24 protein-coding genes and 1 pseudogene are annotated in these 25,123 nt (G+C 67.0%); 7 read left to right on the forward strand and 18 right to left on the reverse strand.

Annotation, left to right across the window (positions count from 1 at the left end):
- Positions 1–17: 17 nt before the first annotated feature.
- On the forward strand, positions 18–599 hold the full coding sequence (locus tag EAO78_RS10975) for a nitrous oxide reductase accessory protein NosL (RefSeq protein ID WP_122105874.1): 582 nt from the start codon (positions 18–20) through the stop codon (positions 597–599).
- A gap of 43 nt (positions 600–642) precedes the next feature.
- Here the strand turns inward: EAO78_RS10975 and EAO78_RS10980 are convergent, their stop codons facing one another.
- The 3 genes from EAO78_RS10980 to EAO78_RS10990 all read right to left on the reverse strand — a co-directional run bounded on the left by EAO78_RS10980 (position 643) and on the right by EAO78_RS10990 (position 4,114).
- Positions 643–1,833, reverse strand: a complete 1,191-nt coding sequence (locus tag EAO78_RS10980) for a trans-sulfuration enzyme family protein (RefSeq protein ID WP_122105875.1) — start codon at positions 1,831–1,833, stop codon at positions 643–645.
- Between the two features lie 105 nt (positions 1,834–1,938).
- Positions 1,939–3,429 carry a cryptochrome/photolyase family protein gene (locus EAO78_RS10985; protein WP_122105876.1) on the reverse strand — a complete coding sequence of 497 codons (1,491 nt, stop codon included), beginning with the start codon at positions 3,427–3,429 and terminating at the stop codon, positions 1,939–1,941.
- Between the two features lie 97 nt (positions 3,430–3,526).
- Positions 3,527–4,114, reverse strand: a complete 588-nt coding sequence (locus EAO78_RS10990; RefSeq protein ID WP_122105877.1) for a DUF7344 domain-containing protein — start codon at positions 4,112–4,114, stop codon at positions 3,527–3,529.
- Between the two features lie 485 nt (positions 4,115–4,599).
- On the opposite strand from EAO78_RS10990, the gene EAO78_RS10995 reads away from it, so the two are divergent.
- On the forward strand, positions 4,600–5,196 hold the full coding sequence (locus EAO78_RS10995) for a DUF7344 domain-containing protein (RefSeq protein ID WP_238987670.1): 597 nt from the start codon (positions 4,600–4,602) through the stop codon (positions 5,194–5,196).
- Between the two features lie 10 nt (positions 5,197–5,206).
- Positions 5,207–5,776 (forward strand): DUF7344 domain-containing protein, encoded by a 570-nt coding sequence (locus tag EAO78_RS11000; RefSeq protein ID WP_122105878.1) that lies wholly within the window; start codon positions 5,207–5,209, stop codon positions 5,774–5,776.
- Between the two features lie 67 nt (positions 5,777–5,843).
- On the opposite strand, the gene EAO78_RS17915 is transcribed toward EAO78_RS11000, so the two are convergent.
- The 9 genes and pseudogenes from EAO78_RS17915 to EAO78_RS18680 all read right to left on the reverse strand — a co-directional run.
- On the reverse strand, positions 5,844–6,011 hold the full coding sequence (locus tag EAO78_RS17915; protein ID WP_162498068.1) for a hypothetical protein: 168 nt from the start codon (positions 6,009–6,011) through the stop codon (positions 5,844–5,846).
- The gene (locus EAO78_RS11005) at positions 6,008–6,628 is read right to left on the reverse strand and encodes a hypothetical protein (RefSeq protein ID WP_122105879.1); all 621 of its coding nucleotides are present in this window, start codon (positions 6,626–6,628) and stop codon (positions 6,008–6,010) included. The genes EAO78_RS17915 and EAO78_RS11005 overlap by 4 nt, the downstream gene beginning before the upstream one ends.
- Positions 6,621–7,751 carry a signal peptidase I gene (locus tag EAO78_RS11010; protein ID WP_122105880.1) on the reverse strand — a complete coding sequence of 377 codons (1,131 nt, stop codon included), beginning with the start codon at positions 7,749–7,751 and terminating at the stop codon, positions 6,621–6,623. Before EAO78_RS11010 ends, EAO78_RS11005 begins: the two co-directional genes overlap by 8 nt.
- Positions 7,752–7,953: 202 nt before the next feature.
- Positions 7,954–8,595 carry a hypothetical protein gene (locus tag EAO78_RS11015; RefSeq protein ID WP_122105881.1) on the reverse strand — a complete coding sequence of 214 codons (642 nt, stop codon included), beginning with the start codon at positions 8,593–8,595 and terminating at the stop codon, positions 7,954–7,956.
- Positions 8,596–8,771: 176 nt separating this feature from the next.
- Positions 8,772–9,488: a hypothetical protein gene (locus EAO78_RS11020; RefSeq protein ID WP_136516506.1), complete on the reverse strand. Its 717-nt coding sequence runs from the start codon at positions 9,486–9,488 to the stop codon at positions 8,772–8,774.
- Between the two features lie 117 nt (positions 9,489–9,605).
- Entirely contained in the window at positions 9,606–11,243 is a 1,638-nt protein-coding gene (locus EAO78_RS18460; RefSeq protein ID WP_417446944.1) for a SipW-dependent-type signal peptide-containing protein, read from the reverse strand.
- 108 nt (positions 11,244–11,351) lie between these two features.
- Entirely contained in the window at positions 11,352–12,881 is a 1,530-nt protein-coding gene (locus EAO78_RS11035; protein ID WP_122105883.1) for a vWA domain-containing protein, read from the reverse strand.
- Positions 12,882–12,955: 74 nt separating this feature from the next.
- Complete coding sequence (locus EAO78_RS11040) at positions 12,956–14,056, reverse strand: hypothetical protein (RefSeq protein WP_238987672.1); 1,101 nt, start codon at positions 14,054–14,056, stop codon at positions 12,956–12,958.
- A 96-nt stretch (positions 14,057–14,152) separates the two neighbouring features.
- Positions 14,153–14,293: pseudogene (locus EAO78_RS18680) on the reverse strand (SipW-dependent-type signal peptide-containing protein); the annotation flags it as partial.
- 506 nt (positions 14,294–14,799) lie between these two features.
- Between EAO78_RS18680 and EAO78_RS11045 the strand changes: the two are divergent.
- Positions 14,800–15,333, forward strand: coding sequence for a DUF7344 domain-containing protein (locus tag EAO78_RS11045; protein WP_122105885.1), 534 nt, complete (start codon positions 14,800–14,802; stop codon positions 15,331–15,333).
- A gap of 261 nt (positions 15,334–15,594) precedes the next feature.
- The gene (locus EAO78_RS11050) at positions 15,595–16,479 is read left to right on the forward strand and encodes a hypothetical protein (RefSeq protein WP_122105886.1); all 885 of its coding nucleotides are present in this window, start codon (positions 15,595–15,597) and stop codon (positions 16,477–16,479) included.
- Positions 16,480–16,546: 67 nt separating this feature from the next.
- On the opposite strand, the gene EAO78_RS11055 is transcribed toward EAO78_RS11050, so the two are convergent.
- The 5 genes from EAO78_RS11055 to dacZ form a co-directional block, all read right to left on the reverse strand.
- Complete coding sequence (locus EAO78_RS11055) at positions 16,547–17,338, reverse strand: SDR family NAD(P)-dependent oxidoreductase (RefSeq protein ID WP_122105887.1); 792 nt, start codon at positions 17,336–17,338, stop codon at positions 16,547–16,549.
- Between the two features lie 73 nt (positions 17,339–17,411).
- Positions 17,412–19,841, reverse strand: a complete 2,430-nt coding sequence (locus tag EAO78_RS11060) for a DEAD/DEAH box helicase (protein WP_122105888.1) — start codon at positions 19,839–19,841, stop codon at positions 17,412–17,414.
- A 28-nt stretch (positions 19,842–19,869) separates the two neighbouring features.
- Positions 19,870–20,553 (reverse strand): GNAT family N-acetyltransferase, encoded by a 684-nt coding sequence (locus tag EAO78_RS11065; protein ID WP_122105889.1) that lies wholly within the window; start codon positions 20,551–20,553, stop codon positions 19,870–19,872.
- A 76-nt stretch (positions 20,554–20,629) separates the two neighbouring features.
- Positions 20,630–21,427, reverse strand: coding sequence for a mechanosensitive ion channel domain-containing protein (locus tag EAO78_RS11070; RefSeq protein WP_122105890.1), 798 nt, complete (start codon positions 21,425–21,427; stop codon positions 20,630–20,632).
- A complete protein-coding gene (gene dacZ, locus EAO78_RS11075; protein WP_122105891.1) occupies positions 21,427–22,260 on the reverse strand; it encodes a diadenylate cyclase DacZ in 834 nt (277 codons plus the stop codon). The genes EAO78_RS11070 and dacZ overlap by 1 nt, the downstream gene beginning before the upstream one ends.
- A gap of 151 nt (positions 22,261–22,411) precedes the next feature.
- Between dacZ and EAO78_RS11080 the strand changes: the two genes are divergently transcribed.
- Positions 22,412–23,518, forward strand: a complete 1,107-nt coding sequence (locus tag EAO78_RS11080; RefSeq protein WP_122105892.1) for an aldo/keto reductase — start codon at positions 22,412–22,414, stop codon at positions 23,516–23,518.
- 53 nt (positions 23,519–23,571) lie between these two features.
- Here EAO78_RS11080 and EAO78_RS18180 read toward each other — a convergent pair whose 3' ends face one another.
- Positions 23,572–23,742: an HVO_0758 family zinc finger protein gene (locus tag EAO78_RS18180; protein WP_203227868.1), complete on the reverse strand. Its 171-nt coding sequence runs from the start codon at positions 23,740–23,742 to the stop codon at positions 23,572–23,574.
- 182 nt (positions 23,743–23,924) lie between these two features.
- Between EAO78_RS18180 and EAO78_RS11085 the strand changes: the two genes are divergently transcribed.
- The gene (locus EAO78_RS11085) at positions 23,925–25,097 is read left to right on the forward strand and encodes an MFS transporter (protein ID WP_122105893.1); all 1,173 of its coding nucleotides are present in this window, start codon (positions 23,925–23,927) and stop codon (positions 25,095–25,097) included.
- Positions 25,098–25,123: the final 26 nt, after the last annotated feature.

Genomic DNA, 25,123 nt, shown 5'->3' on the forward strand with positions numbered 1-25,123 from the left:
ATTCGAACGCTCAGCCGATGAAAGAACGTACCGGATCGACGGCGTCGCGGCGACGGGTGCTGGACGGGATCGCGGGCGGGGCCCTGCTCACGCTCGCGGGGTGTCTGGGCGGCGGTGCGGGCGGCGGCGAGGGATCGATCGCGCCGATCTCGCTCGACGGGGAACGGGCCTGTGACCAGTGCGGGATGATCGTCCGGGACCATCCCGGACCGGTCGGTCAGATCCACTTCGCGGACGACGAACCCGAGGGCGGCAGGCCGGCGCAGTTCTGTAGCAGCGTCTGTACGTACACCTACCGCTTCGACGCCGAGGACGGGGGTCGAGACGCGCTTGCGACCTTCCTCACGGACTACTCGAGCGTCGACCAGGAGGTCTTCGAGGAGGGCTCCGACGTCACGTTCTCCTCGCACGTCGAGTCGTCGGCGTTCGCGCGGACGACCGAGCTGACGGTGGTCGCCGGCAGCGACGTGGTCGGGTCGATGGGTCCGGACCTGATCCCGTTCGGCGAGGCGGCCGACGTCGAGACGTTCGTCACCGAGCACGGCGGCGAGCCGCTGGACGCCGAGGCGGTCGATCGCGGGACGCTCGAGGGGTTGTGATCGACGGGAGCAGCCGCGACCGGCCGATCCCGCAGTGACCTCCTCACCCGTCGATCTCGGCGAGCGAGTCCTCGACGTCACGGAGCAGGTCGTCGCGGTGTTCGGTGCCGACACTGAGCCGCACGAGTCCCGGCGGGATCCCCGCCCGCTCCAACTGCTCCCGCGAGAAGTCCTGGTGGGTCATCGTCGCCGGGTGTTCGGCCAGGCTCTCGACTCCGCCGAGGCTCTCCGCGAGGACGAACACGTCGAGGTCGGCGGCGAAGGTGGCCGCCGCCTCCCGTCCGCCGGCGAGTTCGACGCTCACCATCCCGCCGAAGTCGGCCATCTGCCTGCGGGCGACGGCGTGGTTCGGGTGCGACTCCAGGCCCGGATAGTAGGTCCGCTCGACCGCGTCGTGGCCGTCGAGAAGCGCCGCGATCGCCGTCGCGTTCCGGCAGTGTCGCTCCATCCGCGCCGAGAGCGTCTTGATCCCGCGGAGCGCCAGGAAGCACGCGAAGGGTCCCGGCGTCCCGCCGCGGGCGTACGCGTAGTAGGCGATCTCCTCGGCGAGGTCGTCGTCGCGCGTCGCGACCGCGCCGGCGACGAGATCCGAGTGGCCGCCGACGTACTTGGTGAGCGACTCGACGACCAGGTCGGCCCCGCACTCGAGCGGCCGCTGGAGGTACGGCGACGCGAAGGTGTTGTCGACGACGAGGAGGGGATCGTCTGGGTGGTCGTCGACGACGGCCGCGGTCGCCTCGACGTCGACGATCCGGAGCGTCGGGTTCGTCGGCGTCTCGGCGTAGACCATCGCGGTCTCCGGCCGCATGGCGTCGGCGATCGCGTCGGGGTCGGTCGAGTCGACGACGGTCGTCTCGATCCCGTAGCCGGCGTATATCCGCGTCAGCAGTTCGTGGGTCTCGGCGTAGACGCTCTCGCCCACGACGACGTGATCGTCGGCGGTCAGAAGCGAACACACCGCGTCGATGGCGGCCATGCCGCTGGCGAACGCGCTCGCGTGGTCGGCGGCCTCCAGGTCGGCGAACGCCCGCTCCAACTCGCCCCTCGTCGGCCCCGAGATCCGCGAGTAGCGGTGGCCGCCGCGCGGCCCGTCCATCGTGTCGTACTCGTAGGTCGAGTTGGCGTATATCGGCGTCGCGAGCGCGCCGTACTGGTCGGTTCTCGCGCTCGCGTGGACCTCCCTCGTCTCGAACCGTCGATCACGACTCGGTTCGGATCGTCGCTCGTCGCTCATGACTACGACTGTCGCCCGGCCGCCATAAACTCCGGCGACCGGCGGGAGGACTCGAGTTCGCCCGGTTCGAATCGGCGGCACTCCCCGTCGACCTTCTCTCTCGCCCTACTCGTCGGGGTCCTCGCCGCGGGCGCGCTTGTACATCGCCAGTGCTTGCTCGCGTCGCGTCGAGTGGTCGACGATCGGGTCGGGGTAGTCGGGTGCCGCGTTCGCTCGCTGGGTCGGCGAGAGCTCGTGCCAGCCGTGGACGACCTCCGGTTCGACCCCGCGCAGTTCGGGGACGTACTCGGCGACGTACTCGGCGTCCGGGTCGTAGCGTTCGCCCTGCGTCATCGGGTTGAAGATCCGGAAGTACGGCTGTGCGTCGGTCCCGGTCGAGGCCGCCCACTGCCACCCGCCGTTGTCGTTTCCGGTCTCGTGGTCGGCCAGTTTCTCGCGGAAGTGGTCGTAGCCGTGTCGCCAGTCCGCGAGGAGGTCCTTCGTGAGGAAGGAGGCGACGATCATCCGAACGCGGTTGTGCACGTACGCCTCCTCCCGGAGCTGGCGCATCCCGGCGTCGACGATCGGGTACCCCGTCTCGCCGCGCTTCCAGGCCTCGATCTCCTCGGGATCGTCGCGCCAATCGATCCCCTCCTCGTACTCCTTGTAGTTCTCGGTGACGACCTCGGGGTTGTGAAACAGCACCTGCGTGTAGAACTCCCCCCACGCGAGCTGCGCCTGGAACTCCTCGACGCTCCCCTCGGCGTCGTCCTCGGCCCGGTCCGCCGCGGCCGCCATCGCCTCCTCCGTGGCGGCGTACACCTCCCGGATCCCGATCTCGCCGTACTTCAGGAACGTCGAGAGCCGGGAGGTCGCCCGTCGGGCAGGGTAGTCGCGGTCCGCCTCATAGCCGAACACGTCGTCGCCGAGGAAGCCGTCGAGCCGCTCTCTCGCCGCCTCGGTGCCTGCGGGACCGACCGCGGCGTCGGGCTCGGCGAACCCGAGGGAGTCGGGCGACGGGAGGTCGCCGACGGCGACGTCGATGGGACCTGCCGTCTCATCGGACTCCGTGGATTCGAGAGGGATCGCGGAGTCGGCGAGAACCGAGGAGTCGACGAGATCCCCCTCGTCGGGCGTCCCGACCGGCGGGTCCTTCTCGCGATCCCGCCACTTCTTCCAGTAGTAGGAGTACACGGAGTAGGGGTCGCCCGCGTTCGTTCGGATCGAGTCCGGCGTGTGTAGCACCCGGTCGTGGTGAGCCTCACGGGCGATCCCGGCCTCGGCGAGCGCGCGCCGCACGGCTGCGTCGCGCTCGCGGGCTAGTCCCGAGTAGTCACGGTTCCAGACCACGCGCTCGGCGTCGAGGCCGTCCGCGACGGTCGGGAGGACGGCCGCCGGGTCGCCGTGAGCGACGAGGAGGTCGCTCCCGTGGTCACGGTAGGCGTCACGAATCGCCGCCAGCCCGTCGAGCAGGCGTCGCACGCGAACGTCGCTCGCGTGCGCGAGCACGTCCGGATCGAGGACGAAGATCGGCGTGACCGGGCCGCGATCGGTCGCGGCGGCGAGCCCGACGTTGTCGGCGACCCGCAGGTCCCGTCGATGCCAGAACAGTTCCATGGAGATCCCACGGCGGCCGGGACCGTGAAACCACCGTCACGTTACTCGCCGATCGGCTCCCCCCGCCCGGAACTCGGCGTCCGTCACCGTCAGCCGGTCAGAGCCGCCGGCCGCGCGTGTATCGGATGTGAGCGACCGCCGCGACGAGCAGGAGGAGCGTCATCGTGGCCATCACGACGGCCGGACCGAACGCGCTGAACGGAGGCGTTCCCGTGGCATACGCGAGCGTGACGGCGGCGAAGAGTCCCGTCAGGCCGAGGTAGAACTCCGACCAGGTGAACTCGTTCTCGCCGACCACCTCCAGGTACGCGTCGAAGTCGTCCGCGGCCGGCGCGAGCGTCACCAGCCCGCTGTTCCGGTCGTACTCGATCACGCCGCTACGTTCCATTCGGGGGAGATGTGACTGGTACAACGAGGTGTAGAGCCGCTTCCGCTGCGTGTAGGTCACCTCGACCGGCTCGATCCCGTTCTCCTCGGCGGCGATGGTCGTCGCCAGCTCGCGGAGCTTGATCTCGCCACCGTTCTCCGAGAGGAACCGGAGGACGTGTCTGCGCCGTCCGTTGCTCAAAAGCGCGAACACCTCGTCGGTCGAGATGTGGTTCGACTCGCCGTCCGTCGTCGAGTCCGTTGATCCGTCGTGATCACCCTCCGGTACGTCCTCCCGTTTCGCGGATATCTGGTCCATTTTGGGGTACTCGTCTCCCTTTCGCCCGTCGGATCGATCGGTCCGGCACGTCGGATCGGTTGCGTCCGGTAGGCGGAAAGCCCGTTTCATCGCGGCCGTTCGGTATCGCTCGCTGTGGAAAGCGTCGGTCGGCGGGTGCGTCTCCGTCCCCGCATGACTCGGCGACGGATCCGCGGACACTCACTGTCCACGGGATCCGACGCAGTGTCGTTGTACCGACAGACATCTCGTGACATATTAACATTTCCTATATTCCTGTTTTCTTATGTGATGGACGGTGGCGGGAGACGGGACGCCTCGCGTTCGGCTCATGGACGTTCGACGTCCCGATCGACTCAATCGCCTGTTTTCGGTGCTTTGAGGCGTTTTCATGGCCGGTCATCCATGAGGTTCGCCATCGATTGAGGCTCGTTAACACTATTTATGGTCAGACAAATGTGAAATTAATTAAGTTTTTGTAACCGCCTTCTGTAGTCCTCGACGTGATGAGGGGATCTGCCGAACTCACCGCGATCGAGGAGACGACGGGCCCCTCAGACGCCGATTCCACCGAACCGGAGGGGCCGACGCGCGACGAGATATTCGACGTCCTCTGTAACGAGCGGAGACGATACGTGATCCAGTATCTCCGGGAATCGACGGACGAACCGCTCCACCTCGGCGAGATGGTCGACACGATCGCCGCCTGGGAGAACGACAAGGAACTCGTCGAGACCGAGTACGCGGACCGAAAGCGCGTGTACACGGCGCTCCGGCAGACACACCTCCCGAAGCTCCACGAGGCCGGGGTGATCGAGTACGACCGTCGACGCGGCGAACTGCGACCGACCGAACGCATGGACGACGTCCGGCTCTATCTCGATTACGTCCCCGAACACGAGATCCCGTGGGGACAGTACTATCTCGGGCTCTCGCTGCTCGCGGCGCTGCTCTTTTTCGGGTCGGTACTGGTCGGGACGACCTTCGGCGTCGTCTCCTTGTCTACCGCGGCGGTCGTCGTCGCGGCGTTTCTCGTCTCCTCGAGCATCCACACGTATCGAACCCGCCGAAACGACGTCCACGGAACGCCTCGGGAGACCTGAGTGATCGACGATGCGCACCTTCCGCCGCCCGAACCGGTCCCCGGCTGCGGAGGGGACGTTGCCCCGCGAGACGGTCTTCGAGATCCTTCGTAACGAGCGTCGTCGACACGTCCTCCGGTACCTGAAGGCGCACGACGGCGGCCCGGTCGCGTTCGAGGACCTCGTGGAGTACGTGGCCGCGAGCGAGAACGGCGTGGACGTCGAGGAACTCACCGCGACGCAACGCAAACGCGCGTACGCTGGACTGACGCAGACCCACCTCCCCATGCTCGAAGAGCGCGGCGTGATCCACCACGATCACGAGAGCCGACGGATCGAACTCACGGCGATGGCCCGACGGGTGGAGTTCTATCTCGAGCCCGTTCCCGAGAGCCGGATCCCCTGGAGTTACTACTTCCTCGGACTCTCGCTCGTCTGTGTCGCCGCCCTCGTGATGGAGGCGCTCGCGTTCCCGCCCTTCGACTCGATCCCGGTGGCCGCCTTCCTGGGGCTCGTCGTCTTAGCGTTCCTGATATCGTCGGCCGTCTACGTCCGGGAAACCAACCGAAACCGGCTGGGTGCCGACCTCGGTGAGGAGTGATAGCGGCGACGCCTCTCCGATCCACATCGATCCGGTTCGACACGGGACGGTCGGCTCCGCGTCGAACTCAAAGACTTAGTAGGTAATCGACGACGGGAACGAGGATCAAGAGCAGGATCAACAGCCGGAGCACGTTTCGTTTCGTCACGAACCGTCGACCGATCCGGCCGCCGTCGACTCGAGCACGGCCGATCTCCGCGCGGCGCGGATCGTCGGGCGGGTCCTTCGGCGTCATCGTTGATCCTCACCCGAGACGTCGTCCCGTGCGGTCCTCGAGACGGAGAGGACCGTAGCCACGTGACCGCTACGTCGGCTCGTCGAGTCCGATCGAACGCGGGCCGAGGTTCGATCGACGGTCGATCCGTCGCTCACCGACGGGCCGGTGGTCGATCCGTCGTTCACTGATGGATCGTGTGTCGACGTGTCGTTTGTTGACGTGTCGTTTCCGTCCGTCTCGTTCGTTGGCGTCTCCCGTGCCGTGTCGTCCGGCGTCGGATCGGTCGGCGCTTCGTCGTCCGTCCCCTTGTCGTCGCCCGCTTCGTCGTCCGTCACTTCGCCGTCGTGGGGGTCGCTGTCGTCGGGTGTCCCCCCGTTTTTCCGCTCCGCCTCCGAGGCCGGTCCCTCGTCCCCTTCGACCTCGGTTCCGGTCGCGGTCGTCTCCACGGTCGGCGTTCCATCCCCCGCGAAGTCCGGATCCGGGTCTTCCGGAACGTTCCCGACGGAGACCGTCACGGCGACGTTTCCGGCGTCCGTGAACGTGGCGTGCGTCACGGCTCCACCCGAGACCGTGGCGAACACCAACGCGGCCGCGGAGGCGAGCGCCAGGAACTTCGAGGAGGTGTCGTCACTCATCGTCAGCCCCCCGTGCCTCGTTTCCCTCCGTCTCGCTGCTCAGTGACGGACCCCGTGCCTCCTCGATACCCAGATCGTCAGGCGCCGGGATCGATCCGCCCTCGCCGTCGGCCCGGGCGATGTGCTTCGGGCGTCCCGTCTCACGTGAAACCCCGTCGTCGCCGTCCTGCGGTCGATCGTCGACGCGAGCGGCCGTCTCCCGTCCCGTGGTCCGGTCGTCGTCGCCGGGATCAGTTTCTCCCGCGGCGTAGTACATCCCGCCCACGAGCAGGAGTCCGAAGCCGGATCCGAACGCGACCGCGAACGACCACGCGGTCTGGACGTGGTACACGACCCAGCCGGCGTATGCGGTGGTTCCCACGAGGACGAGACCCGAAAGGCGGAGGTCCGTTCGCGTGATCGCGATCGGCTCTCCGCTCGGCTCCGCGTCCTCGCTCGCGTCGACGGGCGTCCTCGCACTCGATCGATCGTCGGTCCCCTCGTCGTCGACCGATGCGGCCTCGAACGGTCCCATCGGTGGAGCCTCCGTGGAACCGGCGTCCGGATCCGACTCCCCGTCCCCTGCCGTGCGGTCGGAATCGGTCTCCTCGGCTGCTCCGGCCGCTCCGGTACCTCCGTCGTTCCCGAGCACGGATCGAACCTCCGAGAGCGCGAGCAGGACGAACGGGACCACGACGAGCGCGAGGAAGCCCGTCGGCGTGTTCACGAACTCGATCACGTAGCCCATGTACGGGATCACGACGGCGACCTCGCCGAGGACCTGTGATTCCGGAACGGGCGCGGAGTCCGGATCGTCGTTGGCGTCGCCCTGGGTGATGAAGGCGCGTTCCCCGCTCCGTTCCGTGACGTCGATGACGCGGTGGGTCGTGGGCGTCTCCGCGTCGGTACGGAGGTACGTGATGACGTCACCCTCCTCGATCTCGGCCGGGGTCACGTCGTCGACGATGACGACGTCACCCACGCCGATCGACGGCTCCATGCTACCGGACAACACCACGTATCCCCCCTGCGCGCCGACGACTCCGGGGACCGCGTAGACGACGAACGGAGCTACGAGGGCGATCAGCAACAGCAGTCCGGCCCAGTCGAGCATTCGTCCGCGGTCGGGAAGATCCACCGTCATGACGGACGTTCACCTCCCTTCGACTCCGGACGTCGGCCGGAAACCTCGTCCGCCTTCCCGCTCCTCATTCCCCGAGTCGTCGTCATTCCGATCGTCGTCCCTCTGCTCGTCGCCCCTCTGCTCGTCGCCCCTCTGCTCGTCGCCCCTCTGCTCGTCGTCTCGACGCGGTCTCGACGTCGTTTCGGTGTGGTCGGGTTCGGTCTCATGGCTCGTCGGGTTTCTCGATGTGTCGACACTGTACGGCGGTGAACTCGAACCGACAGGACAGCTCCTCTCCGGCGTACGCGGCGGGAACTTCCGGATCGAGTTCCCACTCGAGGTCGAGACACGACGGCGGCTCACAGCCGAGACAGTCCTCGCCGAGCACCGTCGCCTCGTCGAATCGATCGAGCAGCCCGGCGAGCGTTCCGGCGAACAGCTCGATCCCGCCCCCGTCACAGGTCGGGCGGTGCATGAGCCTGACGTCGAGCCACGACCCGAGTCCGGTTTGGTTCGACGACTCGGCCCGAAACCGAACCCATCCCGGGCTCTCACAGAGCCGAGTTCCGACCCTGAGCACGCCCGAGTCCCCGGGTTCGACCTCGGGGAACTCGACCGGGACCGTGGTGACGGTTCGGAAGTCGTCGTCCGCGACCGAGGGGGGATCTCCGCGACCGTCGCGCGGCACGGCCGCGATCTCGAGGCCGAACGACCCCGTTCGCAGGAGTGCGTCGCCGATCGGCTCCCAGTCGGAGAGGTACGCGCCGGTCGCGGCACCCCCGACCGCGCCGACCGTGCCGACCGCGGCGGTCCCCGTGACCGCCCGGAGCAGCCGTCGGCGCGAGTACTCCTCGTCATCGGACATGCGTGATCCCCCCGTCGGGTCGTCGGTTCCCGATCGCTCGAGCACCCACTTGTGTATGAGCCGGCTGTTCGACGCTCCGGAGCTCCCGTCGATCGACGATCGCGTTGAATCGGTCGTTATCGACGTGTAACGGATCGTTATGCGGCGCTAGCGTGGTCGCGTTCCGTCCGACCGCGCTAACACTGGGCGACATCGAACTCCAGATCGAACTCGATCGTCTCGCCCTGTGCCGCGTTGATACCCGCTCGGTTCGGCGGGAACGACCAGCCGAACGTGACCGTCACCGCGCCGTCGCCCCCGAGACAGCTCGTTCCGGGGGTGTTCGGGGCGGCGTCGAGAGTGACGCCGTCCCCGAGCGCGTCGGCGACCTCCCCGAACGTCCCGTCCGCGTCTGGATGGACGAGCCCCTCGCCCGGGTCGCGCTCGGCGTTGTCCGATCCCAGCGCGTCGACGTCGAGGAGCCCCGTATCGTACCACACCGCGGCGTCGACGAACTCCCGCATCGCGCTCGAGTCCACGCCGTCGGCGAGCGAGAGCGTGAGGGTGGGCTCGACGGTCGGCGTGTCCGACTCGCTCGACCCGTCCGACCCGCCGGTCTCGATGCGGAGACGGACGCTAAGCGATCCGGCGTCGCCGGGAAGCACGTTGCCGAGCGAGATCGCCGGTCCGGACGGCGTGGGCGTCGCGGTCCCGGTCGTGTCCTCGAGCACCGCGCCGTTGTACGTCTCCCGCCAGTCGACGACGAGTTCCTCGACCGTCTCCGTCTGGAGCCGTATCGTGTCGGTGTACGCGCGGCTCCGCCCGGTCGACAGCGCGAGGCCGGCCACGGAGGTCGCCGCTCCGCCGCCGACCGCCGCGAGCAGTCGTCGCCGCGATATCCGCGTGTTCGTCATGTCGTATGCGTTCCCGTGTTTCGTCCCGTCCGGATCCACCGGTTAGCTCGGCGAGGGAGGGGCGAATCGACCGCCCCCGTACCGGTGCGGGTCGTCAACGCTCCGCTACACTGACGTCTAGTTCGTACCGTTGCCGTCCGGGCCGCTTCCGTCGTTGTGGCGGCACTGTTCGGTGTAGAACCCGAGGTCGAACCCGACGGAATCTCCCTGGATGACGTTCCCGACTTCCGTCGAGACCTCCCACTCGAAGCCGATACAGAAGCCCTCCTGGGCGGGGAAACACTCGACATCGTCGCCGTCGTTCGGATCGGCGTCCAACCCGAGCATCCCCGAGAAGTCGTCGGATTCCTCGTCGGCACCCTCCGCGACACCGAGTTCGTCCATCAATCCGGCGAGCGTGCCCTCGAAGATCGGCGTCTCCATCTCCTCGTCGTAGGTGTTGTCACAGTCGTCGTCGTACCAGAGCGTCACGTCGACGTAGTCGGCGAGGGTTCCGGTGTCGTCGCTCTCCGTGACCGAGCCCGGATCCGATTCGTTCATCGCGACGCGCTCCGGCTCGGTCAGCGTTCCACCGTCCTGCGAGAAGTTGCCCGCCATGAACCAGACGTAGCCGGGGTTGTCACACAGGTGAAGCGAGAACGTTATCTCGCCCGTGTCTCCCGGTTTGACGTCGTCGAGCTCGACCAGGTGTTCCTGATCCGGGTAGTTCTGACTCCGGAAGACGGCGGGCGTGTCAAGTTCCGCACCGCTGTCGATGCCGCAGGAGCTGTGGATGACGATCGGGTCGAGATCACCGTCTGTTCCGACAGTATCCTCGAGGACTACCTCTGTGGATGTATCTCCATCAAGGAGCACCAATCGTTCGATATCGGTCTGATCCTGGAAGACCGAGTTTCCATCATACGTAGCCGCGTTGTTCAACGCCGGAGTAACCCGTAGAGCGAAATCTTCATCTAATGTACCGAGAACGCCGCCGTCGGTTTTCCTATTCTGCCAAGCCCAGTCAGCCGTCGCGACGTTGCTTCCATTGGCGTCCTGATATGCGTCGATGTCGGTACCAGGTTCGTCCTGATCTATCCACGCCGCGTTTAACCACTGGCTACCCTCAGCACCTTCGACAGTGACTGAAGCGACGAATCCGTTATCGGAGCTCCTGGTGTTGTCGAGTTCATTGTTGATTATGAATAGGTGTATATCACCCTCATCGTCTTCATACAGGAAGAGAACGGTCGTGTTCCGTCGCTGAATGTCATCATTCAGTGACGACCACTCCCCCGTATCGTAATCGTAGAATTCATCCGTGCTTTCGTCCCCCGAGATAGCGCTGACACAGTACGACTCGCCGCCGTACGTGACGTAGTACTCGTCCTCCGCACAGTCACAGCAGGCGGGGACGTCGGCCGCGTCGAACACGGGATCCAACTCGCCGGCACCGGAGTACCGGACGCCGTCGAGGTCCTGGAGTCCGTCGCCGTAGCTCTGGCCGTCGACCGCGGTATCCGGGTAGGCGTTCACCGGGTGTTCGCCGACCTCGCCGTCACCGTTCGGGATCGGCCCGTTGTAGGTCTGTTGCCAGTCGACCTTCAGGTCCAACTCCCCCGCGGACAGCGAGTTGTTCTCGAACGATTCCTCGTCGCTGAAGTAGGCGCTCGTGCCGAGGCCGGCACCGGCGCTCGCGACGCCGACCCCACCGAGGGCCGCCAGCGCCTTCCGACGCGAGAGTTGAAATCCGTCGTTGCGTTCCATGATTGTCATCCCCGTCCGGGGAAACCCACCGGCGGAGTCGAACCGCCGTACACCATGTGGGTCGAGACCGCGTTTCGGGTTCCGGCTCTGCCGAAACCCGAAGGTCGCATACACTGTTCAGTCGGATGCGTTTGCGGTCCCGTTGGACGGGAGTCCGTTGTCGTCCTGGTACGTCCCGTTGAACGGCTCCGCCGGCGGGTCGTCGTTGTGCCGGCTCTGGAGCGCGTAGAACCCGAGATCGAAGGCGACGGAGTCCGTCTGGACCTCGTTGCCGACGTCGGCCGGAAGCTCCCACTCGAAGCCGAGACAGTGGGTCATCCCGCCCGCGAACGGTTCGTCTTCTTCGGTGGAACGATTCCCATCGAGTGCGATCCCCTCCTCGAGTTCAGCCATGACCTCCGCGAGCGATCCCGACTCGATCACTTCTTCACCTTCGGTAATCGTCTCACTGACCTGACTGAAGAGCGACTCAATATTACCTGTTGAAGTACCCGAGAAGACGTGAGAGTCCACAGGCTCACTTGCAATATTTTCAAGTTGACTCTGATTAGCACCAGCAACCCCGATCGCGAACACCTCAATATCGTTGTCTTTTGCGGTCTGTGCTTGTGATTCAGCTACACTCGGATCGTCAAACCCTCCATCAGTGAAGACGACCATTATACGGTCATGTCCTTCCGGACAGTTCTCAAGATCCTGCCTCGCAAGCTCGATGCCCTCACCTGCGTACGTCTGCTGTCCACTCACTGGGCTAATATCAGCAGACGTATATGGGTCAGTGACACTGTTGGCAACGTTTGCTTCACCCGTACTTTGGAACGTAGTGTAACCCACGCTGCTATCGTCGTTATTGTTCAGTACTGTGTTCGCTAACTGATCGGCTCCAGTTTCAACGTCGTCTTCAGCGTCACTTCCACCGACCACGAGTGATCCGGACTCATCGAGAACCATCTGTACACAGAGCGGGTTTCCTCCCGACTCCTCACCGCCATCCAGGACGTTGTTACAGTTCTCGTCGTACCAGAGCGTGGTCTCGATCTTGTCGGCGAGCTCGCCGTCACCGTCGATCGAGGTATCTGTCTCGTCGTTATTCTCCTCGTCCGATTCCGCCTCCGGTTCCGTCACCGTGTTCTCATCGTTGGCCGTCAACTCCCCGTTCATGTACATCCACGCGGGATTGTCACAGATGTGGAGACTGACGGTGACTTCGCCGGAATCACCGGGTTTGACGTCGTCTAGCGTGAAGACGGGGATCTCGTCGCCGTTGATCAGGCCGAGATCGGGCGCACAGAGGTCCGTCTCTTGGACCTCGTCTTCCCAGATGTCGTCCGTTGCGTCCGGAACTTCACCGATAAGGTAGGTTCCTTCCTCACCATCGACCTCCGTGACATTGAACGGCTCGCCGGGTCCTTCGTCGCTGTACCAGCCGTCTATCTCGTCGAGCCGCCCGGGACCGCCCGCGTACGTCGCCTTGTAGTCGAGTTTTAGGTCGAGCTCGCCAGCCGTCAGCGAGTTGTCCTCGAACGATTCCTCGTCGCTGAAGTAGGCGCTCGTGCCGAGGCCGGCACCGGCGCTCGCGACGCCGATCCCGCCGATCCCGGCGAGTGCCTTCCGCCGTGATATTTCGAGTCCGTTTTTGTCGCTCATGCTTGTCACCCCCCAAGGGGGAAACCCACCGGCGGAGTCGAACCGCCGTGCTCCAAGTGGGTTAAATTCCGACTCTACGATTCGCTAACTTCGACGTATTCGGTGCTCTCCGTGAAGTTTGGACTATTGTCCGAATCGGTCGAGATCTCCACGACGGGGCCTTCTCCTCCGGTTGAACCCCAAGTGGATAGCTTGAACGACGATCCGAGTTCGCTCCTCGGAACTCCCCACGTTATACTGTCACCGGTTTTGACAGCATTCCAGTTATTCGGGAGCTCCACGTACGCGCCGGGCGAGCCGTCACTGTTGTCGTGCTCCCGCTTCGCAAACGGTGCGCTATCGAGTGGATCGACGTTCTGTGGAGAGTTCGTATTCCAGATGAGTTGGAAATCAGTGAACCCGTTCTCGTCGGCATCGATCATCACAGGGAGATTCGTGCTCGAATAGTCCGACGTGTCGGCGAAATCGACGCCGTCGTCGTCGTCTTGGAAGTCGAACCTGAGGGCCACTGTATCGTCGCTCCAGCTAACGTTCGCCACAAGAGTCCCATTGGTCGGGTTACCGTGCCCACTGGGATTGTAGTAATCCGCGGTGGCGACCGCATCGACGTAGGGGTTGTTCGGGTCGTCGTTGTGACGGGACTGCTGAGCCGTGAATCCGATGTCGAACTCGACCGAGTCGGACTGGATCACGTTGCCGACGGTGGTCGGCACGTTCCAGTCGATACAGAGACACGGTCCCGTCTGGGTGTCAGAATCGGGACTAGCCGGATACGCGCCGTCGTCCGTCGGCACCCACTGGTCGTCATCCTCCTCCAGCCCATCCAACAGATAGCCCGTCTGAAGTTCCAGGAGGAGGTCCGCGAGCGTGTAGTCTTCCGGATTGTTGAGTTCGCGGACCGTCTCGAAATCGTCGGGGGCGCTCGGTTCGTCAACGGTCGGTTCACAGTACGCGACCGTGACTTGGATGTTATCCGCGAGTTCACCGTTGCCCGGGCCGGGGTCACCGCCCGTGTCGTCGACGTCCTCCTCGGGCTCGGTCAGGCCGTTCTCGTACTGGGTGAACCCGGTACTCCCCGCCCACAGCCACGCGGGGTTATCGACGATCTTCGGACAGAACACCAGCTTGCCCGAGTCGCCGGGCTTGACGTCGTTGAGGACGTACTGCGCCGACACGCCGCCGTCGTTCTGGCCGCTTCCAGTCGTTCCTCCGGCGATCGCCTCGGAGTTGGCGTCCGTCCAGTAGTCGACGAAGAGGTCCAACTCGCCCGCCTCGAGCGTGTTGTCCTCGAAGCCCTCCTCGTCGCTGAAGTACGCGCTCGTTCCGAGGCCCGCACCCGCGGAGGCGGCCCCCACGGTCCCGAGCCCGATCAGTGCGTTCCGCCGTGACAGTTCGAATCTCTTGTCTGACATCGTGGATCGTCCCCGACGCTTCCGTCGGGCGTGGTAGATGCCCACAACAGCCACCCCCTTAGCCAATCACACCATTTCTCTCGAAACGTGGCCGTTGACGCCGCTAACCCCGGATTCGATCTCGAAAACGGATCGTTTCGTAAAGTGAAAACCGCGTTTGAGCCTCCGTTCGGACGAGTGACAGTACGGCCCCGACGGAAACCGAGTCCGATCGCGAAAACTCCGTGAAGACGCCGGTTTTCGGAGCGGAACGTCGTCCCCGATATTCGTTCGTCCTTCCACGGGATCCAGCCATAACGGGCGGTTACGGATCGATCCGTGACCTGCAACGTCTACGGAAGCCTGCCGCGGGTATCGCACTCGAACCGCGATCAAGCGACAAGCTTTGCTTGTAGTCTGTCAAGGGGTGCCTGACGCGATCCGGCCGTTTGCAGGCTGTGATTACTTACCTGGGGGGGATGTGTGGGTATCGACGACCTCGGACGTGGGGGGAGAGATCACGACACATGGCGATAACCGATCGATACGGGGGAATCCCCGAAACGGAGATACACGACCTGCTTCGAAACGAACGCAGACGCCAAACACTCAAACACTTACAGGACACCGTCGGGACGACCACCCTGCGGGACCTCGCGGAGAGCATCGCCGAGGCGGAGACCGGTCAGTCGCCGCCGCCGAAGAACATCCGCAACAGCGTCTACAACTCGCTCCACCAGACGCACCTCCCGAAGCTCGACAGACGGGGAATAGTCGAGTACGAGTCCGACCGGAAGACCATCCGGCTCACCGAGGAGGCCCGCTCGGTCGACGTCTACATGGAGGTCGTCACTCCCTACGGGATCACCTGGAGCGAGTACTACAGCATGCTCGGCACGCTCTCGTTGTTCGTCGTTCTCGCGGCACTCATCGACGTCCCGCTCGTCTCCGCGCTCGAACCGATCCTCTGGGTTACCGTCTTCCTGGCCGTCTTCGCGGCCTCGCTCGGCTACCAGCTGTGGACGGACCGCTGGGTGTACCTCAACGCGCTGTTCGGGTGAGTCGGATCCGCCGATCCCTTCTCCGGCGTCGTGTCGGTCGTGTCGTGTGCCCCAGCCGCGACGCCGGGGACGTATCACCGGACGACGTCGACCGAGAGACGGGGCGATTCTCCGGATCAATCACCCGTTAGCCTCGATCCGGATCGGCGACTTTCGGTGACGGCGGAGCGGTCGTCGGGATCGACCCGTCGACCCGATCGGGGACGGATCCTGGACGGTAAGGATGTCATACCTATGTCTCGTCGGCGCCTCCCAGGGGGTATGGACGCGCTATCGCGACTTCCCGTCTGGCTCAGAGATCCGCGTTACACGGGGTCGAACCGCTGTCTTCCGTGTACGATCGTCAACCTCGTCATCGCCGCCGCGCTTGCGCTCGTCGTCGCGACCGTCTCGATCGGCTGGGCGATCGCGACGTTCGCCGCCGCCGCGGTGACGATCGGCGTCCGGGGCTACCTCGTTCCCGGGACGCCGACGCTGACGAAACGATACCTCCCGGATCGGGTGCTTGCCCGGTTCGACAAGGGGCCGGAACGCGGGGGAGTCGCGAGCGGCGGGGCTGCCGCGAACGGCGCGGCCGATCACGGGATCGTGGCCGACGACGGGGAGCCGTTCGACCCCGCGACCGCCCTCGTCGAGGCGGGGGTCCTCCTCGAGGACCCGGCGGTCGACGACTTCGTCCTCGAGGAACGGTTCCACGACGCGTGGCGGCGGGAGGCGAGAACTCTCGCCGACGCCAACGCCGACGAGGAGGTGCTCGCCGACTTTCTCGAGGTCGACGACCCCGAATCCGTCGCCCTGGTCGACCGCGGCCGCGCCTACGCCGCGTACATCGAGGACGAACCCGCGGGCCGATGGGAGTCGAGACAGGCGTTCCTCGCGGACCTCGCCGCCGCCGCCGTCCTCGACGACCGCTGGGACGGGTGGAGCGAGCTCTCGACCGCGCGGCGCAGCGAGTTGCTCGGTAGCCTCCGGCTGTTCATCGAGACGTGTCCGACCTGCGACGGGACCGTGACGCTCGATACGACCGTCGTCGAGTCGTGTTGCCGGACCTACGACGTGCTCGCCGCGACGTGTGACGCCTGCGGCGCGCGGCTCTTCGAGGCCGACGTCGACCCCGCGGCGCTCGAACGCGCCGCCGAGGCGTAGCCGGCCGCTCCGAGCGCGTCGAACGCCCGGCGTCGCACGTACGACGATCGCGGCGGTTCCTCCGAGTTCAGAGCGTTGAGGACCCCGAACCACCGTCGATCGTCACGGCCTGTCCGTTGACGTAGCCCGAGAGGGGCGAGGAGAGGTACGCCACGAGGTTTCCGAGTTCCATCGGGTCGCCCAGCCGACCGAGCGGAACGTCTTCCGCCCGTTCCTCGAGGCCGGCCTCGTAGCTCTCGATCTCGCCGCGGTCGACGGCGTACTCGATCAGGTCCTCTATCCGGGGCGTCTCGTGTGAGCCGGGGAGGACGGCGTTCGCCCGCACCGCCGGTGCCAGCTCCTTCGAGAGCGTCTTCTCGAGACCGATGACGCCCATGCGGACGGAACTCGAGAGGACGTTGCTCGGCGAGGCCTCCTTGACGGTTCTGGACGTGACGTTGACGATCGTGCCGCCGCCGTCCGCCCGGAGGTGGGGGGCCGCGGCCCGTACCGCCCGGACGACGCTCATCACCAGCAGGTCGTACGTGTCGTACCACTCCCCGTCGTCGGCCTCCAGGGGTCGATACGGCGCCGGACCGCCCGCGCTCGTCACGAGGTGATCGAGGCGGTCGAACTCCTCGACGGCCCGCGCGACGAGCCCCTCGACCTCGGCTTTCTCGGTGACGTCCGCAGCGTGGCCGACGACCTCTCCGCTCGCGACGGATCCGATCTCGTTCACGGCCTCCTCCAGCCGCTCGGGGTCGCGGCCGTTGACGAGCACGTCCGCACCCTCGCGGGCGAGCGCCTTCGCCGAGGCCTTTCCCAGGCCGCTGCTCGATGCCGTCACCAGCGCCGCGTTGCCGTCGAGTTTCAGGTCCATGACGTTCGCTTCCCGCCGAGAGCACAAAAGGGTACGTCGCAACGCCGGAAGTGGGAGGAAAGTGCTCCGTCCCTCACTCCGCGGGTTCGGCCTCGCTCGCGTCCGCCGCCGTCGTGCCCGTCAGCGACTCCAATAGATGGATCGCCGGGGCCTTCGCGAGCGGCTCGTTGGCGTTGCCACAGTGGGGCGACTGGACGCAGGAGGGACAGCCGTCCGCGCAGCCACAGCCGTCGATGAGCCGCGCAGTCCGCTCCATCAGCTCCTCGATCCGGGCGTGTCCTCGGCGGGCAAGTCCGACCCCGCCGGGGTAGCCGTCGTAGACGAACACCGCCGGACCCTCGACGTGGGGGTGATACGGGGTCGAGATGCCGCCGATGTCGCCGCGGTCACACAGCAGGTGGAACGGGAAGAGCGAGATGATCCCGTGTTCGGCCGCGTGGATCCCGCCGTTGAACGCGTACTCGCCGCCCGGTACCGCGGCGTCGTCGGACTCGTCGGCTTCGTCGGAACCGTCGGCGTCGTCGGCCGCCCCGATCGTGCGCATCTCCGACTCGACGTCCTCGGGTACCGGGAAGTACAGCGCTCGCGTCCGGAGCGTCGTCTCCGGCAGGTCGAGTGCGGACTCGCCGAGCGAGTCGCCGGTCGCCGCGTCCCGCCTGAGGAACCCGGTGACTCGCTCGGTGACGGTCACGTCGGCGAACCGGATCGGGACGTCCGGGCGCGCGGACGGCGTCCGCTCCGCGAGGTCCTCCTCGACGACGATCGACTTCTCGGTGAGCGGCCGGGTGTAGTAGTCCGCCCACGACGACCGAAGCTCCGCGACGTTCCGGTCGAGGTCGAGGTCGGCGACCTCGTAGGTGCGTCCCTGCTGGTGGTAGATCGCGCCGGGGTGAGCGTCCCGGAGCGCGTCGGCGAACCCCAGCGACGCGATCGAGTCGCCGTTCGAGCCGTCGACCAGTTCGATCTCGCGTTCCTCGGCGGTTCGGAGGTTCATCGCGTGTTGGGGGCTCTCCGAGCCCGCGTACGTCCAGCGGGTCCCGGCCGCGGCCTCGCGGCGGGCCAGCGTTCCGTCCGCCGTGAGGTCGGCGACGACTCCCGGGAACGACCCGCCGAAGTACGCCTCGTCGGCGGGCGAGAGCCAGCCCTCGTCGGCCGCACAGGCGACGTGTCGCGGGAGGAGCCGGTCGTTCTCGGGGTCGCAGATCGCGTCCTCCGGCGGGGCCTCGAAGAAGTCCGCGGGGTGATTCATCAGATACTGGTCCAGCTGGTCCTCGCCGCCGACCATGACGACGAGGGCGGGGTCCGACCCCCGGCCCGCGCGGCCGGCTCGCTGGTGGGCCGACATCCGCGTTCCGGGGTAGCCGTCCAGGACCACGGCGTCGAGCCCGCCGACGTCGACGCCGAGTTCGAGCGCGTTCGTCGACCAGACGCCGCGGAGGTCGCCCGCGTGGAGGTCGGCCTCGATCTCGCGACGCCGGTCGTCCTTCAGTGCGGCCTGGTACGCGCCGACCTTCGCGGCGAGGTCGTGTTCGCCCCGCTCGCGGAGGTCGCTCGCGCTGTCCGTGGCGTACTGCTCTGCGGTCTGTCTCGCCCGCGTGAACGCCAGCGTCTGGCGGCCGCTCGCGACCAGGTCGACGAACAGGCGTTTGCTTTCCGTGTGGCTCGACTTCCGGCGACCGCTCCCGCGCTCCGCCCAGTCGTCGTCGTACTCCGGCGGGTTCCACAGGACCCAGTCGCGGGGGCCGCGCCCGGAGGTGTCCTCGTCGACGAGCGTGATCCCCGAGGGGTCGCGGCCGGTCACCGTCGCGGCGTGTTCGACCGGGTTGCCGATCGTCGCCGAACAGCAGACGAACGTCGGGCTCGATCCGAAGCGCTCGCACGTCCGTACGAGTCGACGCATCGCGAGCGCGACCCCGGTGCCGAAGACGCCGCGGTAGCCGTGGACCTCGTCGACCACGACGTACTCGAGCGAGGAGAGGAACCACTCCCAGAGCCGCCCGGCGTGCGGCAACAGCGCGTAGTGGAGCATGTCGGGGTTCGATAGCAACACCGTCGGACGGGCGTCCCGCACCTCGCGTTTCTCCGCCCGCGAGAGCCGTCCGGTGTACGACGCGACGGAGACCCGGCTGCCGAATCCGAGCCCGCGTGCGAGTTCCGAGAGCGACTCCTCCTGGTCCGCGATCAGCGCGTTCTGCGGGCCGACGTAGAGGGTCCGTCCCCTTCCCTCCATCGCGGTCTCGAACGCCGGGACGGTGTACGCGAGCGACTTCCCGCTCGCGGTCTCGGTCGCCAGGACGACGTCGTCGCCGTCCCGGACCGCCTCGATCGCCTCGGCCTGGTGGCGGTAGAGCCGGTCGATTCCCCGATCGGCGAGCGCGTCCGCGAGCCGCGGCTCGAGATCGACGTCGCGATACTCGGGCTCGCGGGCCGGCAGCCGGCGGTGTTCGGCGATCTGTCCCGCGTAGTAGGGTCGGCTCCGGAGCCACTCGACGGCGTCGTCCACGGATACGGATCCGTGGGCGCGGCCGGGCCTAACCGTTGTGGTCGGGGTGAAGCGGGGAGTCCCTCCGTCTCGAATCCACCTCCGGGAGATCGGTCGGCCCCTCGCGGACGACCGGGGGCCACCGGACCTCGGTCGCGATCGGATCGTCGAGCGGGAGCACCATGTGAAGGTCGCCGTCGCGCTCGACGGTCTCGAACCCGAGCGTACCATAGACGTGCCGGGCAGCCTTGTTGCCGGCCGTCACGTACAGATCGAGCGCCTCGCGCCCGGCGGCGGCGGCGTCCGCGATGAGGCGTCGACAGAGCTCCGTTCCGACCCCGCGACCCTGCGCGTCCGGGTGGACGAAGACGGCGATCTCGGGGCGGGCGACGTCGGTCGGGGTGTACACTGCGTGACCGAGCAGGCGGCCGCCGAGTTCGGCCACGACGTTGTTGCCGCCGTCGAACAGCGACTCGATCCACTCGACGCGTCGCGCGCGAGCAGCCGGCGGGAGCCCCTGTGCGCGGTGCTCGATCGTGAACGCGTCGTACATCTCGACGAGCCGATCGGCGTCGCCCGGCTCGACCGAGCGGACCGTCCACCGGTCCCCGAGCTTGTCGACGAAGCGCGGACAGCGCGGGGGGCAGTGGACCGTCCCCTCACACTCGCTGCCGTCCCACCCCCCGCAGGCGACGTTTCGAACGTCGTCGATGTCGTCGGCGTCGGCGCTCATACGTTCCCCTCGACTCCCCGCCCGCATAAGCGTGACAACGACTTTCACGCCATGAGAATCCGGACGTACGGGCGCGTCACTCCCGGATCAACACGATCCCGTCGCGAAAGACCGCGTGGTTCGGGAGGACGTGTTCGCCGTCGTCGGTCTCGACGTGGGTGACGAACAGGTCGACCTCCTGGACGATCCCGCGCCGGCCGGCGACGCGAACCTCGTCGCCGATGCCGTACGGCTGGCGCAACAGGAGGAAGATACCGGCCGCGCCCGCCGCGAGGAGGTCCTTCGTCGCCAGCGCGGTCAGGAGAACGACCGCGAAGGAGTACGCCGCGAGCAACACGACGAGCGCGAGCGTCTGGACGCCCACCTGTCCGAGCGCGATGAGCGCGGCGACGTAGACGACGCTGTACTTCACGAGCGTCGGGAGCACGCCCACCTCGGGGAGCTTGACTCCGCGGAGCCGCTCGGCGACGAGCAGTTCGGCCTTGTCCCCGATCACGACGCCGACGATGAGCACGAGGACCGCGACGAACAGGCGGGGGACGAACGCCGCCACGTCCGACCAGAAGAGGTCGACGTACCGCACCTCGGCGACCGTGAGCGCGACGAGGACGGTGACGGCGACGATGAAGTACGTCGACAGCTTCGCGACGATCCGGACGGTCGAGGTGTCGAACTCGCGTGCGGTGCGCTCGAAGGTCGTCCCCTCTATCGCCTCCGGAACGCCCGCCCGGATCAGCAGCCGGCGGTTGACGATCCCGACGATGACGGCCAGCACGAGTCCGAGCACGAGCACGAACAGCGCGAGCCAGACGCGATCGGGGACCGCGTCGATCAGTCCGCTTACGGTCCCTGCGGGAGTCGTCGACGACGACATCAGTACTCCTCCGGATCGATCTCCAGGACGAGCCTCCCGCCCTTGAACGCCCGAACGAGGCCGTCGGACTCCGAGAGGACGATCGCGGTCGCGTTGGTGTCCTGGGTGATCGCGCCGCCGGCCATGTGCCGGGCCCCGAGACCCTTCGGAATGTCGACTCCCTCCGCGGCGGGCTCGAGGTAGCGGTACGCGGAGACGATCTTCCCCGAATCGGAGATCACGAACGCGCCGTCGAGCCGGGAGAACTCCTTCAACATGACGTTCACGATGGGGTCGCCGACGTGGACGTGGGACTTCTCGAAGGGGTTGTACGACAGCGAGCGGGACTTGTTCATCACCTTGCCCGCGTCGCCGACGACGAACAGCGCGCCGACCGGCTTGCCCTTCTGGCCCTTCTTGCCGAGCTCGATGGCGACCTCGAGGACGTCGCGGATGACGCCCGGGTCGGCCCGGGACTCGACGAAGAGGTCGTAGATGCCGGTGTGGACGGTCTCGTCGACGGTGACGCGGATCACCGCGTCGGACTCGCCCTCGAAGACGGAGACGACGCAGACGACCTCGTCGCCCTCGGCCACGAGGTCGGCCTCCATCGACCCCTCGACCCCGAACCGGATCCGGTCGCGAACGTCACGGAAGGGGATCGGCAGCTCGACGAACGGGTCCGCGTCGACGTCGTTGTCGGGCGCGACGACGACGATATCGGTCCGTTCGTCGCTCCGACCGCCCGCCTCGTCTCCGGTGAAGCGGTCGTGAAACGAGGCGGTCGGCGAGAACAGGAGCACCGCGTCGGCGTCCTCGACGAGTTCGGACAGGTGGTCGGTGAGTGACGCCATCGTCCTGTCACGACTCCGGGAGGACGTAAAATCGTTTTGACGGCGTCGTACGGGCGTCTGACGCTCGAAGCGCCGACGAACTCCTCGGGGTCGGTGCCACCGCCGGCGGTCGCACACGTTTTAGGTGCCACGGTCGTCGATCCGGACGACCATGGCCACCCGCGACGCCCTCTGGGGCTACCGCGACGCGTTCGGCGACGCCTTCGGGCGGACCTACTTCAGGCGGTTCGGGCCGGGTGTCGCCTCCAGCGTCGGGCTGGGGACGTACCTCGGGGAGCCGACCGACGCCGTCGACGACGCCCTCCGGAGGGCCGTCCGGCTCGGGATCGAGTCGGGAACGAACCAGATCGACACCGCCGCCAACTATCGATGCGGGCGGTCGGAGCGGGTCGTCGGCGAGGCGATCCGGGACGCGAGCGTCGACCGCGAGGCGGTCGTGGTGTCGACGAAGGGGGGGTTCCTCCCGTTCGACGGGGAACGCCCCGACGACCCGGCCGCCTACCTCCGTGAACGGTTCGTCGAGCCGGGGATCGTCGACCCGGCCGACCTCGTCGGCGCACACTGTCTCGCGCCGGCGTTCCTCGAGTGGTCGCTCGACCGCTCGCTCGACCGGCTCGACGTCGGTTCGATCGACTGCTACCACGTCCACAACCCGGAGACGCAGCTCATGGAGCGGTCGCACGGGGCGGTCTACGACGCCCTGGAGGCCGCCTTCGAGACGCTCGAGCGCCGGCGGGCCGCGGGCGACCTCGGGGCGTACGGGGTCGCGACGTGGGACGCGTTTCGCGTCGCCGAGGACGCGGACGCGTTCCTCTCGCTCCGCGAGGTCCTCTCACGCGCGGAGGCGGCCGGCGAGGCGGTCGGTCCGGACGACGATCACGGCTTCGCGGCGATCCAGCTCCCCTTCAACGTCCACATGGCCGACGCGTTCACCCGGGCGAACCAGCGTCCACCCGATGATCCGGACGGCGAGCCGGTCTCGACGCTGGCGTTCGCCCACGAGGCCGGCCTGTCGGTGGTCACGAGCGCGAGCATCGGACAGGGCGAACTGGCGGCGGCGGGGTCGATCCCGGCGGGCATCGACGCGAAGCTCTCCGGCGACACGCCGGCCCAGCGCGCGCTCAACTTCGCCAGAAGCGCGCCGGCCGTGACCTGCTCGCTCGTCGGCACGACGGATCCCGACCACCTGCGGGAGAACGTCGCCGCGGGGACGTTCGACCCGCTCGGCGCGTCGGCGTTCGACGCCGTCTTCGAGTGAGCGAGGTCGGGAGAAGGTCGAGAGACGGCGGGAGGGCGGTCCCCGACCGGCGTTTATCGCAGTTCCTTGAACTCGGCGCCGCACTCCGGACAGGTCCGGACCGAGAACACCTCGTCGGGGTCGTTCTTCTTCTTCAACACCTTCTCACAGGTCGCGCAGTTGAGCCGCTCGTAGGTGTCCTTGAACAGGTCACCGTCGCGTAGCGCCTTGCGCGTGGATTTCATGTGGTGGCGTTCGTCGCCGGAGGGTATAAAAACCCCGCACGGCGGCCGACGGGCGTCAGACGTTCGAGAGGTTCCGCCCTGGCGGGCGCACCGTGAGGGACCGTGTCGGGAGGATAGCGACCGAACCGGGAGCAAGCGGCCGCTTCCGCAACGTTTGTACTCGCCCCCCGGAAACGGTCACCGTGTCTCGGAACCGGCTGTTCGGATCGCTGTGTGCGATGGTCTTCCTCGCGAACTTCGCGCGGGTGGTGTTCGCGCCGCTCGTCGGCGAGTTCATCGACGAGTTCACGATCCGCGAGGGGACCGCCGGACTCGTCGTCACGCTCGCGTGGCTCGGGTCTGCCTCCCCACGGATCCCGACCGGCTGGGTTCTCACCCGTACCTCCCGCGTGGGCGTCGTGCTCGTCTCGGGCGTGACCCTCGTCGTCGGCGCGCTCGGCGTCGCGCTCGCGCCCGGCGTTCCGACGCTGATGCTCGCCGCGTTCGTCGTCGGGAGCGCCTCGGGCGTCTACTTCGTCGCCGCCAACCCGTTCGTCTCGGAGCTGTTCCCCGAGCGAGTCGGCCGCGTCATGGGGATCCACGGGATGGCGAGCCAGCTGTCGGCCGTCATCGCCGCGCCGGTGGTCACCGTCACCCTGTGGTACGACTGGCGCTACGCGTTCTACGGCCTCGCGGTCGCGGCCGCGCTCACGACGGTCCTGATCGTCGTTCTGGCCCGCCGGACCGACCTCCCCGAGGCCGGACGCGGCGACACCGACTTCTTCGGCGGCGCGCGCTCGGAGTGGAAGATCATCCTCTCCGGCGTCGTGCTCGTCGGGGCGACGGCCTTCGTTTGGCAGGGACTGTTCAACTTCTACGAGCTGTACATGATCGACAAGGGTCTCCCGCCGACGACCGCCCGCAACCTGCTAACCGTGATCTTCGCGGCCGGCGTTCCCGCCTTCCTCGTCTCCGGCGAGATCGCGGACCGGCTCCCGAACGTCCCGTACCTCCTCGGGATCGTGACCGCCTTCCTCGTCAGCGTCGTCCTCGCGGTCCTCGCGTCGGGAACCGTCGCGATCGTCCTCGCCAGCCTGCTCGTGGGGTTCTCGGTTCACATGCTGTTTCCGGCCAGCGACACGTACCTGCTCGCGTCGCTCCCGGACGAGTCGCGGGCGTCGGCGTACGCCGTCTACTCCGCCGGCATGATGACGACGCAGGCGGCGGGGTCGTGGGTCGTCGGCGAGGCGATCGAGGCCGGCGCGAGCTACGACGCCGTCTTCCTCGTCTCGACGGCCGGGGTCGCCGTCCTCGTGGTCGTCTACGCCGTCCTGAACGCGTTCGGAAGGGTTCCCGGCGGGACCGCACACGCCTGACGCTCGAGGGCCCGAACGCGGTCGTC

The organism is Halobellus captivus (assembly GCF_003697845.1).
Taxonomy (GTDB): Archaea; Halobacteriota; Halobacteria; order Halobacteriales; family Haloferacaceae; genus Halorubrum; species Halorubrum glutamatedens.

Excerpts from the sequence above, each read along its gene's own strand:
- EAO78_RS10975 (WP_122105874.1), top strand. The coding sequence starts at position 18 with ATGAAAGAACGTACCGGATCGACGGCGTCGCGGCGACGGGTGCTGGAC.
- EAO78_RS10980 (WP_122105875.1), bottom strand. The coding sequence starts at position 1,833 with ATGAGCGACGAGCGACGATCCGAACCGAGTCGTGATCGACGGTTCGAG.
- EAO78_RS10985 (WP_122105876.1), bottom strand. The coding sequence starts at position 3,429 with ATGGAACTGTTCTGGCATCGACGGGACCTGCGGGTCGCCGACAACGTC.
- EAO78_RS10990 (WP_122105877.1), bottom strand. The coding sequence starts at position 4,114 with ATGGACCAGATATCCGCGAAACGGGAGGACGTACCGGAGGGTGATCAC.
- EAO78_RS10995 (WP_238987670.1), top strand. The coding sequence starts at position 4,600 with ATGAGGGGATCTGCCGAACTCACCGCGATCGAGGAGACGACGGGCCCC.
- EAO78_RS11000 (WP_122105878.1), top strand. The coding sequence starts at position 5,207 with ATGCGCACCTTCCGCCGCCCGAACCGGTCCCCGGCTGCGGAGGGGACG.
- EAO78_RS17915 (WP_162498068.1), bottom strand. The coding sequence starts at position 6,011 with ATGACGCCGAAGGACCCGCCCGACGATCCGCGCCGCGCGGAGATCGGC.
- EAO78_RS11005 (WP_122105879.1), bottom strand. The coding sequence starts at position 6,628 with ATGAGTGACGACACCTCCTCGAAGTTCCTGGCGCTCGCCTCCGCGGCC.
- EAO78_RS11010 (WP_122105880.1), bottom strand. The coding sequence starts at position 7,751 with ATGACGGTGGATCTTCCCGACCGCGGACGAATGCTCGACTGGGCCGGA.
- EAO78_RS11015 (WP_122105881.1), bottom strand. The coding sequence starts at position 8,595 with ATGTCCGATGACGAGGAGTACTCGCGCCGACGGCTGCTCCGGGCGGTC.
- EAO78_RS11020 (WP_136516506.1), bottom strand. The coding sequence starts at position 9,488 with ATGACGAACACGCGGATATCGCGGCGACGACTGCTCGCGGCGGTCGGC.
- EAO78_RS18460 (WP_417446944.1), bottom strand. The coding sequence starts at position 11,243 with ATGACAATCATGGAACGCAACGACGGATTTCAACTCTCGCGTCGGAAG.
- EAO78_RS11035 (WP_122105883.1), bottom strand. The coding sequence starts at position 12,881 with ATGAGCGACAAAAACGGACTCGAAATATCACGGCGGAAGGCACTCGCC.
- EAO78_RS11045 (WP_122105885.1), top strand. The coding sequence starts at position 14,800 with ATGGCGATAACCGATCGATACGGGGGAATCCCCGAAACGGAGATACAC.
- EAO78_RS11050 (WP_122105886.1), top strand. The coding sequence starts at position 15,595 with ATGGACGCGCTATCGCGACTTCCCGTCTGGCTCAGAGATCCGCGTTAC.
- EAO78_RS11055 (WP_122105887.1), bottom strand. The coding sequence starts at position 17,338 with ATGGACCTGAAACTCGACGGCAACGCGGCGCTGGTGACGGCATCGAGC.
- EAO78_RS11065 (WP_122105889.1), bottom strand. The coding sequence starts at position 20,553 with ATGAGCGCCGACGCCGACGACATCGACGACGTTCGAAACGTCGCCTGC.
- EAO78_RS11070 (WP_122105890.1), bottom strand. The coding sequence starts at position 21,427 with ATGTCGTCGTCGACGACTCCCGCAGGGACCGTAAGCGGACTGATCGAC.
- dacZ (WP_122105891.1), bottom strand. The coding sequence starts at position 22,260 with ATGGCGTCACTCACCGACCACCTGTCCGAACTCGTCGAGGACGCCGAC.
- EAO78_RS11080 (WP_122105892.1), top strand. The coding sequence starts at position 22,412 with ATGGCCACCCGCGACGCCCTCTGGGGCTACCGCGACGCGTTCGGCGAC.
- EAO78_RS18180 (WP_203227868.1), bottom strand. The coding sequence starts at position 23,742 with ATGAAATCCACGCGCAAGGCGCTACGCGACGGTGACCTGTTCAAGGAC.